This is a genomic window from Pseudarthrobacter sulfonivorans (genome assembly GCF_001484605.1).
GTDB lineage: Bacteria > Actinomycetota > Actinomycetes > Actinomycetales > Micrococcaceae > Arthrobacter > Arthrobacter sulfonivorans_A.
This window is the reverse complement of sequence record NZ_CP013747.1, coordinates 1,508,832-1,520,648: the sequence shown is the minus strand read 5'-3', so window position 1 is coordinate 1,520,648 and position 11,817 is coordinate 1,508,832. Positions and strand designations below refer to the sequence as shown.

The 11,817-nt window shown below is 66.5% G+C and carries 14 protein-coding genes and 1 tRNA gene; 6 read left to right on the top strand and 9 right to left on the bottom strand.

Translation table 11 applies throughout. The features are described 5' to 3' along the window. Positions 1-6 precede the first annotated feature (6 nt). Positions 7-699 carry a bacterial proteasome activator family protein gene (locus AU252_RS06665; protein ID WP_058930048.1) on the top strand — a complete coding sequence of 231 codons (693 nt, stop codon included), beginning with the start codon at positions 7-9 and terminating at the stop codon, positions 697-699. Positions 700-707: 8 nt separating this feature from the next. Next, positions 708-1,187 (top strand): hypothetical protein, encoded by a 480-nt coding sequence (locus AU252_RS06660; protein ID WP_058930047.1) that lies wholly within the window; start codon positions 708-710, stop codon positions 1,185-1,187. Between the two features lie 20 nt (positions 1,188-1,207). Here the strand turns inward: AU252_RS06660 and AU252_RS06655 are convergent, their stop codons facing one another. Together AU252_RS06655 and AU252_RS06650 are read right to left on the bottom strand one after the other, a co-directional pair. Then, positions 1,208-1,393, bottom strand: coding sequence for a hypothetical protein (locus AU252_RS06655; protein ID WP_058930046.1), 186 nt, complete (start codon positions 1,391-1,393; stop codon positions 1,208-1,210). A gap of 39 nt (positions 1,394-1,432) precedes the next feature. Continuing rightward, entirely contained in the window at positions 1,433-2,428 is a 996-nt protein-coding gene (locus tag AU252_RS06650; RefSeq protein ID WP_058932792.1) for a hypothetical protein, read from the bottom strand. Positions 2,429-2,491: 63 nt separating this feature from the next. Here AU252_RS06650 and AU252_RS06645 point away from each other — a divergent pair, with 63 nt between their 5' ends. Beyond that, complete coding sequence (locus AU252_RS06645; RefSeq protein ID WP_157768948.1) at positions 2,492-2,989, top strand: hypothetical protein; 498 nt, start codon at positions 2,492-2,494, stop codon at positions 2,987-2,989. 106 nt (positions 2,990-3,095) lie between these two features. On the opposite strand, the gene AU252_RS06640 is transcribed toward AU252_RS06645, so the two are convergent. From AU252_RS06640 to tmk, 5 genes are all read right to left on the bottom strand, one after another. After that, the gene (locus AU252_RS06640; RefSeq protein WP_058930044.1) at positions 3,096-3,995 is read right to left on the bottom strand and encodes a DNA/RNA non-specific endonuclease; all 900 of its coding nucleotides are present in this window, start codon (positions 3,993-3,995) and stop codon (positions 3,096-3,098) included. Positions 3,996-4,158: 163 nt separating this feature from the next. Beyond that, positions 4,159-4,231 (bottom strand) — tRNA-Thr (locus AU252_RS06635). A 108-nt stretch (positions 4,232-4,339) separates the two neighbouring features. Next, positions 4,340-5,905 carry an alpha/beta hydrolase gene (locus AU252_RS06630; protein WP_058930043.1) on the bottom strand — a complete coding sequence of 522 codons (1,566 nt, stop codon included), beginning with the start codon at positions 5,903-5,905 and terminating at the stop codon, positions 4,340-4,342. A gap of 21 nt (positions 5,906-5,926) precedes the next feature. Continuing rightward, a complete protein-coding gene (locus tag AU252_RS06625) occupies positions 5,927-7,069 on the bottom strand; it encodes a DNA polymerase III subunit delta' (protein ID WP_058930042.1) in 1,143 nt (380 codons plus the stop codon). Continuing rightward, a complete protein-coding gene (gene tmk, locus AU252_RS06620; RefSeq protein WP_058930041.1) occupies positions 7,066-7,722 on the bottom strand; it encodes a dTMP kinase in 657 nt (218 codons plus the stop codon). The genes AU252_RS06625 and tmk overlap by 4 nt, the downstream gene beginning before the upstream one ends. A gap of 53 nt (positions 7,723-7,775) precedes the next feature. Here tmk and AU252_RS06615 point away from each other — a divergent pair, with 53 nt between their 5' ends. Next, complete coding sequence (locus AU252_RS06615; RefSeq protein ID WP_058930040.1) at positions 7,776-8,966, top strand: trans-sulfuration enzyme family protein; 1,191 nt, start codon at positions 7,776-7,778, stop codon at positions 8,964-8,966. Between the two features lie 9 nt (positions 8,967-8,975). Next, the gene (locus AU252_RS06610; RefSeq protein ID WP_056342490.1) at positions 8,976-9,326 is read left to right on the top strand and encodes a DUF2516 family protein; all 351 of its coding nucleotides are present in this window, start codon (positions 8,976-8,978) and stop codon (positions 9,324-9,326) included. Between the two features lie 60 nt (positions 9,327-9,386). On the opposite strand, the gene AU252_RS06605 is transcribed toward AU252_RS06610, so the two are convergent. Beyond that, positions 9,387-10,211, bottom strand: coding sequence for a class I SAM-dependent methyltransferase (locus AU252_RS06605; protein WP_205630647.1), 825 nt, complete (start codon positions 10,209-10,211; stop codon positions 9,387-9,389). Between the two features lie 78 nt (positions 10,212-10,289). Between AU252_RS06605 and AU252_RS06600 the strand changes: the two genes are divergently transcribed. Next, positions 10,290-11,036: a phosphoglyceromutase gene (locus AU252_RS06600; RefSeq protein ID WP_058930039.1), complete on the top strand. Its 747-nt coding sequence runs from the start codon at positions 10,290-10,292 to the stop codon at positions 11,034-11,036. Positions 11,037-11,112: 76 nt separating this feature from the next. On the opposite strand, the gene phoU is transcribed toward AU252_RS06600, so the two are convergent. Beyond that, positions 11,113-11,766, bottom strand: a complete 654-nt coding sequence (phoU, locus tag AU252_RS06595) for a phosphate signaling complex protein PhoU (protein WP_058930038.1) — start codon at positions 11,764-11,766, stop codon at positions 11,113-11,115. Positions 11,767-11,817: the final 51 nt, after the last annotated feature.

Sequence of the window (11,817 nt, the reverse complement as noted above, 5' to 3'; positions counted from 1 at the left end):
GAACGCATGAGCGATCCGACAGACACTCAGCCTGATGATGTCCCCGTTGAGGGCAGGACCCTCGACAACGGCGAACCGGCCATGCCGGCTGCAACCAGCCCGGCTGGAGCCGGCGCCGGCCCCGGCGCTGCTGGCCGGGTCACAACCGGCCCGGCGGCGTCGAGCACGTCACTCGGGGGCAAGGCCAAGGGCAGCAACCTGCAGGACCTTGTGGACGAGCCTGCGAAAGTCATGCGGATCGGCACCATGATCCGGCAGCTCCTGGCGGAGGTTAAGTCGGCTCCCCTGGACGACGCCGCGCGCGAACGCCTGGCCGAGATCCACGAACGTTCCATCAAGGAGCTGGAGGACGGGCTGGCACCGGAACTCGTTGAAGAACTGGAACGGATCAGCCTGCCCTTCCCGGAGAACACCACACCGTCCGACGCCGAGCTTCGGATCGCCCAGGCGCAACTGGTGGGGTGGCTGGAAGGCCTCTTCCACGGCATCCAGACGGCCATCGCCGCCCAGCACGCCGCACGGGAGCAGACCGCCGCGCAGCTGCACCTGAAGCAGCTTCCGCCGGGCACCATGATCGCCCCTGGTGTGGTTATCGGGGAAAACGGTGAGCCGCAGAGGGCCGCCGCCGGCCAGCATTCCGGTCCGGTGCCGTCAGGCCGGCCGGAGGACCCGGACCACGGTCCTGGCCAGTACCTCTAGGTTCCTGCGTGGGATTCTTTACTGCCGCCCGCCAAGGGCGCAAGGACGATGCTGAGCTGGGCAAGGGCCTTTGGCGCCGCGCCCACGATCGTTTCCACCGTGGCCTGGACCGCTATCACCAGGTCCTCGAAGGTGTCGAAGACGAGCAGCTTTATGCGGAACTGGTGGAAGTCGCGAACGAGCTGGCGGGGCTCCTGGAACGTGTCCGTGTTGTTTGCGTCGAGGCCCAGCGACGTTCGCCCAGCGAGGGGCTGGACATTCCTGGAGACCTGGCCGGTGTGCACCGGTCGCTGTCGAAGGCAGGCAATTCACTGGCCACCACTGCCGAGGCTGCCGCCATGCTGCGGCTCGCCGTCGGTCCCGTCCCGGTGGGGGCGGCCTCGGTACGCCGCCGCGCGGAATCAGTGTTTGAGCAGGTGGCCGACGCCGAACGCCGGCTCGCCGAGGATGCCGCCGCCGGCGGCCAGCCCGAAAGCCGTTCCGGCTGAGCGGTATTTCCGGCCGAGCCTCAGGCGGCGATCCTGGCCTGCCCCACGGCAACAGCGTCAATAACGGCCCACGATTCCTCGGTGCCGCAGTTCCGGCTGGCGAAACGCTCGGCTTCCCTCAGTGAGTCGAAGATTTCACTGCGGATCCGGCCGCAATCGGCGTCGAAGTACGTGACGTGAAATTCCTGTGCAAGTTGGTTTTCCATAAATCCAGTCTGCAACCGGGGTCTGACATTAACCGTTCATCAGTCCCGCGTGTTGCCCAGGCGTAGCACCCGCTCCTGCGCGAGCATGGCCGAACGCTTGGCCTTATCTGCTGCCCGGGCCGCCTGCTTGGCCTCGGCGGCAGCCGTGCCCAGGTTTTTCCTGGCGCTGTCCAGCTGCTCCTCCGCGGCTTTGAGCCGGTCGCGGAGCTCGCGTGTTTCGCGGGTCAGGTCCGCGACTTCGGCCTCCGTGTCCGCCAGCTGCCTTTGCCGGTCCGCGGCCAGCCGGGCGGACTCCTCCTCTGCTGCCTTGGCCTCGCCCAAGGCAGCGCTGGCCTTTTCCAGCGCCGAGGGGGACGCCGGCCGCGGAGTCTCCCGGACAGCCTTGAGGCGCGGCTGGTCCGCGTGTTTGCGGGTGCCGTGCTCCGCCGTCGTCCGTTCTTCTTCCGGTGCGGTAGCCGCCGGTGGCTGTTTGGTAGTGCGCTGCGTAGTGGTGGACAGCGGCGTGGCGCGCGGCGCCGGCACGGCCCCGGGCACCGCTACGGCCCCATCGAGATCAACCGTGTCCACGCCGTCGGCGGACAGCGCCTGGACCAGCAGTCCGCTTTGGACGGCGGCAGTGGCACCTTCGTCGGCGGTCATCGCCTGCAGGGTCCGCTCGACGTCGGCGGCGATGGTGGCGCTGATGCTGCGCCCCTGGCGTTCTGCAACGGCGCGGGCGGTGTCGACGGCGGTCCCCAGCAGGGTGCGGCGCTCCCGCGCCAGTTCCCGGAGGGCGGCGGCGTCGAGGGATGCCTGGGCCGACCGCATCCGTTGGCCGAGCTCGGAAAGCTGCGCGAGCACTCCTGGCTCATGGATGGCCAGCATGTTGACGGCCCAGGCCGCCGCTGACGGTTTTGGCAACGCCTTGACGGCAGCCGGGAGATCCTTCCCGGAACCGGCGGCTGCCTTGGCTGCGGCGGTCCGGGCAGCTACAAATTCCTCGAAAGGCAGGGCATACAGTTCGAACGCGATAGCCGTCAGCGCCTTGTCATCCATGCTCGCCATCATAGGGGGCGGGCTCCGGAGCCGAAGGGTATGTGTGCCGCCTAGACTGGCCGCATGAGAAGAGTGTGGGGGCTCCTTGTCCGGCCGGCCGTTCTGATGTTGGCAGTCTGCATCCCGGTTGCCGGCTGCTCGAACGTCTGTCCGGCCATCGGGTGGGTCAACTCCATCACGGTTGAACTGGCGGGTGATCTCTCGCGTGTGGATACCGTCCAGCTGTGCGCCGATGGCGCTTGTTCGGAGTTGCGACCGGAGCCTGGGACAGCAGCACCCCGCATTATCGTGACAACACCGCTGGATGCCAGGGCTCCGCACACCCCGGAAGCCCAGCCCACCATGGCCCCGTTCTACGCTGAAAGGATCGACGCCGATACCTGGCGGTTCACCGTCAGCATGAGCTCTCCTGACCACGTGACCGCTAAAGCACTGTCTGCCACGGGCGAGGTCCTCGCCGAGAAGGAAGCCGACCTGGACTGGAAGCGGGTGGGCGGCTCGGCCCAGTGCGGCGGTCCCGTGGAAGCTTCGCCGGTCGAACTCACGGTTCCGAATGGCTGAGCTCGGGCGTTTGGCCACCCAGACGGTCTTCGGCCGGTAGCCCGTCTCCGGTCAGTTCTTGACCGGAGACACGCTGGACGATGTTTCCCCTCTTGCGGCCGGGGCTCTAGTCTCCGTTCAGATCGAAGTCCAGGTCCAGGTCCTCCGGAGACACGAGCGTCCGCCACGTCGACTTCACCCGGGCGGTGGGTAGTTCTGCGGCGATGGGCATCCGGTCAACGGCCACGAGCTGGTCCAGATCCAGGCCGGTGACGGCGGCGATATCGCGGACGGGGACCTGAAAAGTCCGGAACGGGCCCAGGGGCGGAGCCTCGTCCACGGCGCCCGGGTGGGGCATGTCGGGCAGGTCGGCCAGTTGTGGTGTCTGGTCCACGATGTAGCCGGTGGCCGCAAGCTCCCCGTCTTGGAGGAATGCGGCGACCTTGAAGAACAGCAGCGGAATCTCCACGCCGCGGTACACCGGGTCATTGTCCCCGAAAATGGGTCCGGTGAACACGATCAGCCGCCGGCCGTGGTCGGCGGCATGCTCCAGCAGGTAGGACTCCAACCCCAGCCACAGGTCCAGGCTCTGGTTGAACTTCGCAGCCTGGGGCACGGCGTTCGTGTAGTGGAACGTGTCCTCATTCGCTCGGGCGGCCTCCTGTCGCGTATCACCCCAGACGGCTGAGGCGCGCCGGACCAGGTGTCCCCTATCAAGGTCGTTCCGGGCGTAGAGCTGCTCACCGGTCTGCTGGTCCTCGGCCAACCTTGGATCCAGCTGCCATTGGATCCCGGATCGGTCCAGATCCATCAGCTTCTCCCCGTCGATGCCGAGGGCCGTGACGGCGGCCAGGCGCTTGTCCAGCCGCATGAGCACCGAGAAATGGGTGTAGGGCAGCAGGATCGTTTTCGTGTCGGCCAGAATCGGCATAGGAACCTGTACACCCAGGAAGGCGACGTCGTACCCCGACCGGTTCGACAGATCACGTGCAGCGGCAGAACCCGGTACCAGCAATAGTTCATCCATGGCCGGACATTAGCAGTGGAAGATGACGGCGGGATGAATTTCGGTGGACCACAGGGAAACTGCCGTCGGCGGCCCAGCTCAATGCGGCGGGCTGCCGGAGGGCTTAACCAGCGAAAAACCCCGTATCATCGTCGAAATCAACGACAATACGGGGTTTGTCCCGAGCTTCCTATCAGAATCGAACTGATGACCTTTTCATTACGAGTGAAACGCTCTACCGACTGAGCTAAGGAAGCACCGCACAATTCGCCCGGCGTAACCGGGCGGTTCATGCAAGAGTCAACTGTAATAGAGTCCCTGCGCCCGGGTCAAAATGGGCGCCCCAAACACCTCAGCAGAAGTCCTCAGCAGACGGTGTTGTCGGAGGGAACCGTTCCGTCCACAAGGTATTTGTCCACGGCGTCTTCGAGGCAGCTGTTGGCCCGGCCGTAGGCGGTGTGGCCCTCTCCCTGCCAGGTCAGCAGGGAGGCGTTGCCCAGCTGTTTGCGCAGGGATGCGGCCCATTCCACGGGGGTGGCAGGGTCGCCGGTGGTTCCGACAACCACGATGGGAGCGTCGCCGGTGTATTCCACCGGGGCGGGGGTCCGCAGGGTCTCGTACGGCCAGTCCACACAGTTGGTGCCGCCGTAGGCGAAGAAGTAGCCCAGGGTAGGGGAGGCCTGCATGAGCTGTTGCTGTTCCGCGCGCATGGCGGCAGTATCGGACACCATGGGGTAGTCCAGGCAGTTGATGGCGCCGAAGGCGAAGGTGGAGTTGGACGTGTACTTCCCGTCGGCGCCGCGGTCAGCGCCGAGGTCCGCCAGACGGAGCATCAGGCTGGCGTCACCGTTCAGTGCAGCTTCGAGGGCCTGGCTCAGGGCGGGCCAGCTCTGGTCGTTATACAGCGGAGTGATGAGGCCGCTGACGAACATCGTGGCGTTCACTAGGCGGCCGTCCTTGGCCTGCCAAGGTGTGTTCTGGACGGCGGTGATGAGGTCGCGGATCTGCTGGACTCCGCTGTCCACGTTCCCGCTGAGCGGGCACGAGGATTCCTGCTGGCAACTGGCCACGTAGGCCCTGATGGCTTTTTCGAACGCCACGGCCTGGCCGCTGGTCAGCTCCTCGTTGCTGATGGACGGATCCAGGGCGCCATCCAGGACCATACGGCCCACGTTGTCCGGGAACAGCGAGGCGTAGGTTGAACCAAGGAACGTTCCGTAGGAGTACCCCAGGTAATTGAGCTTCGAGTCATTGACCACGGCCCGCAGGATGTCCAGGTCCTTGGCCGCGCTGACCGTGTCGACGTGGCCCAGTACCGGACCCGTCTTGGCGGCGCACTGCGCGGCGATGGCCTTGTTGTCGGCCAACGCGGCGGCAAGCCCTGCATCGGTATCCAGTGCGTAGACCTTTGCCCGGGACGCGTCCCGTTCGGCATCCGTCAGGCACGTAACAGGGGCGGACCGTTTGACGCCCCGCGGATCAAAGCCCACCAGGTCATAGTTGGCCCGGACAGACTGCGAGAAGTGCGTCGCGGCCGCATCCTTGACGAAGTCGTAGCCGGACCCGCCCGGACCGCCCGGGTTGACCAGCAGGCTGCCGGTTTTCTTGCCCGTGCTGGGAGCCTTCAGCGCAGCTATCTGGATCGTGTCGCCGTCCGGCTTCGCGTAGTCCATCGGCACGGTGACCTTGGCGCACTGGAAGCCGTTTTCGCAGGGCTCCCACACAACCTCCTGGGCGTAGAAGGAGTCCAAGCCGGCGGGCGCGGACGCCACGATAGCAGGGTCTGCCTTCGCCGTAGCGGGGGCCGCGTCCGGGGTGTCCCCGCCAAAGAGGCCGCACGAGGCCAGCGTCAGGGCCAGGATCAGGGCGCCGGCAGCCCGCAGCCCAATCACCAGGGATCGGGAGCGTGCGGGCAGGGGGCGTGCAGTCATCGAGCGGTCTCCTAGTAGGTGCTAGATCAGGCTGGCTGCCATGGACTCAATGGTCAACAGCGGTGCAACGTTGGTGGTGGTGATGCGTTGGCGGGCTTTGTTGATGGCGTCCATGCGGGCGAGGGTGGTCTCCGGGGCAGACCGGGCGGCGAATTCCTCCAGCTCACCCCTGAGCTCAACGTTTACCAGCTCCACGGCGTTCCCGAGCTGGATGATCAGCACATCCCGGTAGAACGACAGGAGGTCCGTCAGCGTCCGGTCCAGCGAGTCCGTGATGGATCGCTTGGCCCGTCGTTTCTGGTCGTCTTCAAGCTGCCTGACCTGGCTGCGCATGGTCGGCGGGAGCGTCCCTGACTCCGGGGCACCCAGGGTGGCCAGCAGCGCAGCCTTCTCGGCGGCGTCGCGTTCTTCATTGGAACTGTTGGCTTCGGCGGTGGCGATCTTCACCAGCTTGTCCGCCATCATCACCGCTGCGGTCACGCCGCGCAGAGCCAGGGGGAACCTCACCGTTTCCAGCCGGCGTTCCCTCGCCTCGGGGTCCCGCGCCAGCCGGCGGGCGATCCCCACATGGCTTTGCGCCGCGCGGGCAGCGCGTTCGGCCAGTACCGGGTCCACGCGGTCGCGCTTAACGAGCAAAGCGGCGACGTCGGCGGCCGGCGGCAGCCGCAGGGCCACGGCCCTGCAGCGCGAACGGATGGTCACCAGGACGTCAGCGGGCGACGGTGCGCACAGCATCCAGATGGTCCGCGGCGTGGGTTCCTCGATGGCCTTCAGCAGCACATTGGTGGTCCGCTCGGCCATGCGGTCGGCGTCTTCCACCACAATGATCCGCCAGCGCCCGGACGACGGCCGGTTGCCGGCCTTGGATACCAGGTCGCGGGCTTCATCGATGGTGATGGTGACCTTCTCGGTCCTGACGTACGTCACGTCCGAATGGGTCTCGCCGAGGATGGTCAGGCAGGCGGGACACTCCCCGCAGCCGCGCCTGGCCACGTCGTCCTGATCGCAGTTGAGGGCGGCCGCGAAGGCCTTCGCGGCGTTGGAACGCCCGGATCCGGGCGGGCCCGTGAACAGCCAGGCATGGGTCAGTCCTTCGCCCCGCGAGGCAAGGCGGAGCTGTTCGACGACGGCGGGCTGGCCCTGAAGGTCGTCCCAGACAGTCATGCGGCGCCCCGGCCTGCAGACGCGAGCAAGGCATCAACGCGGGTGAGGATCCGCGCGGCCAGTTCGTTGACGGGCAGATCCGCCGGCAGGACCAGATACGTATCCGGCCGGCTGGAGGCCAGTTCGAGGAACGCCCCGCGGATTGTTGAATGGAACTCATCGGCCTCTGACTCAAGGCGGTCTTCGGCGGCGTCGCCGGCTGTGCGGCGGCGGCGGCCGTCAGCGGGGTCCACGTCCAGCAACACCGTGAGGTTGGGCTGCAGCCCGGACGTCGCCCATTCGTTGAGGGTACGCACGGCGTCGGCACCCAGATCGCGGCCGGCCCCCTGGTACGCCACGGACGAATCAATGTAGCGGTCCGTCAGGACAACCTCGCCGCGTTCCAGTGCCGGGCGGATCACCTGGCTGGCATGGGCCGCGCGGGAGGCAGCAAAGATGAGTGCCTCGGTGTGGGCGTCGATGTGGCCATGGCCGTGGTCCAGGACCAGGGAACGCAGTTTTTCGCCAATGGGCGTCCCGCCGGGTTCGCGGGTCCGCAGGACCGTCAGGCCACGTGTTTCCAGAGCCTCGGCAAGACGGGCCGCCTGGGTGGACTTGCCGGCGCCGTCGCCGCCCTCGAAGGCGATGAAAAGTCCAGGGCTGTTGGTGGTCACTGGTCTAGACTACCGACTTCGGGAGCCGCCGCACGTCCAAGTACGCTTTCTCCATGAGTCTCTCGGAACAGTATGCAGCGTCCCTGTCGGCCGAAACCGTAGTGGTTGCCGCCGGCCGGCCGGCGCGTGAGCGGGACGAGCCCGTCAACCCGCCCATCGTGCTGTCCTCGACGTACTTCGGCACGGGAGCGCTGGGCGACGGGGACCGGGGCTACGGCCGCTATTCCAACCCCACCTGGGATCCCTTTGAGGAGGCCCTGGGCCAGCTTGAAGGATCTGAACTGCCCGGCCTGCTCTACGCGTCCGGACTCGCGGCCGTCAGTTCGGCACTGTCCCTGCTGCCCGCCGGCGGCGTCCTGGTGATGCCGTCGCACAGTTATGCGGGTTCGCTCGTGATGGCCACGGAGTTGGCGCAGAAGGGCTTCCTGGAACTGCGGACTGTGGACATCACGGACACTGACGCAGTCAAAGCACAGCTCGCGCCGCAGGGACCGGACGCGAAAGCGGCCAGGATGCTGTGGCTTGAGAGCCCCACCAACCCGATGCTGGGCATCGCCGATATCCGCGAACTCACCGCGGCGGCCCACCGGGTGGGCGCCATTGTGGTGACGGACAATACGTTCTCCACGCCGTTGGTCCAGCAGCCACTGAGCTTGGGTTCCGACGTCGTTCTTCACTCGGTGACCAAATACCTGGCCGGACATTCCGACGTCGTCCTCGGCGCCTTGGTGACGTCCAACCCGGACATCCGGGCAGCGCTGCTGCACCACCGCATCATTCATGGCGGTATTGCCGGGCCGTTCGAGGCATGGCTGGCGCTGCGCGGGCTCCGGACCCTAGCGCTGCGTGTGGAACGGTCTCAGGCTTCTGCCGCGGTCCTGGCGGAACGCCTGAGCAAGCACCCCCTGATCGATAGCATCCGGTTCCCCGGCCTCCCCACGGATCCCGGCCACGAACGGGCCAAGACCCAGATGTCGGGCTTCGGTTCGATTGTGTGCGTGCAGATCGCGCCGGTTGCCGGCCTGAGCGGAGCAGACGCCGCGGACAAACTGGTCCGCGCGCTGCAGCTGTGGCTGCCAGCCACCTCCCTGGGCGGGGTGGAATCGCTGATCGAACGGCGCCGCCGGCACGCCGCTGAGCCGCTGAGTGTCCCGGACAACCTGGTGCGGCTGAGCGTCGGCATTGAAAATATTGAGGACCTCTGGGCCGATTTGAAGCAGGCACTCGACTCGCTGGGCGGCTAGGCTTGGACGGTGGACGGTGAACTGATAATTCGGCCTGTAGAGCTGGCAGTGTTTTTTATCCTTGCCCTGGTGGCATTCGGACTTGAAGTGTGGGCTCTGCTTGACTGCGTCAGGCACAAGTCCGCAGCCTTTGAAGCGACCGGAAAACGAACCAAGACCTTCTGGCTGGCACTGACCGGCGGCGCCACCCTGATCGGCGCCATCTCGCTCTTCAGCAGCGGCGGAATCTTCGGCACGCTTGGCCTCTTTGGGCTCGCCGCCGTGGTGGCAGCGTCCATTTACCTCGCAGACGTCCGGCCAGCCGTCAAGGACGCGGGCCGCGGCGGTAGCCGTAATACGGGGCCCTACGGCGGCTGGTAATCCCCACCGGCACCCTCAGCTCGCAAGCTCGCTCAGGGAACCTGACGGCGTGGGCCCACACTAGACCGACGGCGCCACAGCTTCCCATGCCACCGTTAACTCGCCCAGGCGCCACCGCGCCGGGCCGTCCTGAACCGGCCACCCGCCGTCGGACAGTGCCCTGCACATGGCGTGCCAGCGCTGCCTGTTGCCGAATGACGCCAGCGGCGCCGACTCCAGCCAGGCCCGGTCCATGGCCTGCATCAGCCGGTGGACAGGCTCTCCCGGAACGTTGCGGTGGATCAGCGCCTTCGGCAGCCGCTCGGCAATTTCCGATGGCAGCTCAAAGCTGCCGAACCGCACGGACATGCTCAGTGACAACGGCCGCTCGGCGTCGAGGGCAACCCACGTCACCCGCCGCCCGATCTCATCGCAGGTACCGTCGATAAAGAGCCCGCCGGGGGCGAGCCGGCCCTGGACCAGCCGCCAGATCCCCGCCACATCGGCCTCTTCGTACTGCCGCAGGACGTTGAAGGCGCGGACCAGCACGGGGCGCCCGGACAGCGGCAATTCGAAACCGCCCACCTGAAAGCTCAGCCCCGGCCTCTCTAGCGCCTTGGCGATCCGGACGCGCTCCGGCTCGATTTCGATTCCGCACACGCGGACGTCCGGCCGGACTGCGCGGAGACGATCAAAGAGTTCGACGGCGGTGGCCGGCGTTGCGCCGTAGCCCAGGTCAACCACGAGGGGGTCTTCGGCAGCGCGCAGGCGCCAGGCCTGGGGACCGGTGAGCCAGCGGTCCACCCGCCGCATCCGGTTGGGATTGGTGGTGCCCCGCGTGATGTTTCCGACCGGCCTGCCGCTCCGGCCATGGGGAGCGCTCACGCGTTCAGCTTTTTGCACCACGGCCCAACCCTATCCTTGTAACGCAGGGCCCTTGTAACGCAAGGCGGGCGGCGCCGTGCCTCGGCTAGGATAAAAATCATGACTTACAAGCTGATTCTGCTGCGCCACGGCCACAGCGAATGGAACGCCAAGAACCTGTTCACCGGCTGGGTGGACGTTGACCTCAACGACCAGGGCCGCGAGGAAGCAGCACGCGGCGGCGAGCTCCTGGTTGAGAACGATCTTCTCCCGGATATCCTCTACACCTCGCTCCTGAAGCGGGCCATCAACACGGCCAACATTTCCCTGGACAAGGCCGACCGCGGCTGGATCCCCGTCAAGCGGGACTGGCGCCTGAACGAACGCCACTACGGCGCCCTGCAGGGCAAGGACAAGGCGCAGACCCTGGCCGAATACGGCGAGGAACAGTTCATGGAATGGCGCCGGTCCTACGACACCCCGCCGCCGCCCCTGGCCGACGACTCCGAGTTCTCCCAGGCCCGCGACCCGCGTTACGCGGACCTCGGCGACGCACTGCCCCGCACCGAGTGCCTCAAGGATGTCCTGGTCCGCCTGCTTCCTTATTGGGAATCGGACATCAAGGAAGACCTCAAAACCGGCAAGACCGTCCTGGTCACCGCCCACGGCAACTCGCTGCGCGCCCTGGTCAAGCACCTGGACGGCATCAGCGACGACGCCATCGCCAGCCTGAACATCCCCACGGGCATCCCGCTGGTCTACGACCTGGACGAGGACTTCCAGCCGATCAAGCCGGGCGGCACCTACCTGGACCCGGACGCCGCTGCGGAAGCCATCCTGGCAGTGGCGAACCAGGGCAAGAAATAAAGCAGTAGTTAACGTACGACGGCGGGCCGGTCACCTGAGGTGACCGGCCCGCCGTCGTATGTGGTTGAGGGAGCGGCTAGAAGCCCTGCCCCTGCCATTCGCCGGTGACGAGGTAGGTGACCTTGCGGGCCACCGACACGCCGTGGTCAGCGAACCGTTCGAAGTAGCGGCTGGCCAGGGCCACGTCCACGGTGGTGGCGGGGGACTCGGCCCAGTCCGGGGCGGCGATCGCCTTGAACACGCTCAGGTGGAGATCGTCGATGGTGTTGTTGGCCTTGTGGATGTCGCGGGCCACTTCGAGGTCTCGGGATTCCAGCAGGACAATAAGCTTGTCCGCGATCAGTTGGTCCTGCTCGGCCATTCTGTTGAACGTTTCCGTCATGGATGCAGGGATCACGGTGGACGGGAAACGCAGCCGGGCCAGCTGGGCAATGTGGCGGGCGAGGTCCCCCATCCGCTCCAGGGAAGCGCTCATGCGCAGGGAGCCCACGATCATCCGCAGATCGCTGGCTACCGGCCCCTGCAGGGCGAGGATGTCGATAGCGCGCTCATCCAGGCTGGTCTGCAAAAAGTCGATACGGGCGTCCGCGGCGATGACGTCCTCTGCCAGATCAACGTCGGCAACCCGGAAGGACGTCGAGGCTTTCGCCAATGCCTCGCTGACCAACTGCGAAATCTCCACCAGCTGCTCACCCACCTGGGTCAGCTCTTCCTGAAAAACCTTACGCACGTGGGCGTCCTTTCTTTGGAACTCCGCCCCTCGGGTGGCAGACGGAACTCA

Bases quoted from the DNA above. Each gene is read 5' to 3' on its own strand.
- AU252_RS06655 (WP_058930046.1), bottom strand. From the start codon at position 1,393: ATGGAAAACCAACTTGCACAGGAATTTCACGTCACGTACTTCGACGCC.
- AU252_RS06630 (WP_058930043.1), bottom strand. From the start codon at position 5,905: ATGACTGCACGCCCCCTGCCCGCACGCTCCCGATCCCTGGTGATTGGG.
- AU252_RS06625 (WP_058930042.1), bottom strand. From the start codon at position 7,069: ATGACTGTCTGGGACGACCTTCAGGGCCAGCCCGCCGTCGTCGAACAG.
- AU252_RS06600 (WP_058930039.1), top strand. From the start codon at position 10,290: ATGACTTACAAGCTGATTCTGCTGCGCCACGGCCACAGCGAATGGAAC.
- AU252_RS06640 (WP_058930044.1), bottom strand. From the start codon at position 3,995: ATGGATGAACTATTGCTGGTACCGGGTTCTGCCGCTGCACGTGATCTG.
- AU252_RS06615 (WP_058930040.1), top strand. From the start codon at position 7,776: ATGAGTCTCTCGGAACAGTATGCAGCGTCCCTGTCGGCCGAAACCGTA.
- AU252_RS06650 (WP_058932792.1), bottom strand. From the start codon at position 2,428: ATGGATGACAAGGCGCTGACGGCTATCGCGTTCGAACTGTATGCCCTG.
- AU252_RS06665 (WP_058930048.1), top strand. From the start codon at position 7: ATGAGCGATCCGACAGACACTCAGCCTGATGATGTCCCCGTTGAGGGC.
- AU252_RS06645 (WP_157768948.1), top strand. From the start codon at position 2,492: ATGAGAAGAGTGTGGGGGCTCCTTGTCCGGCCGGCCGTTCTGATGTTG.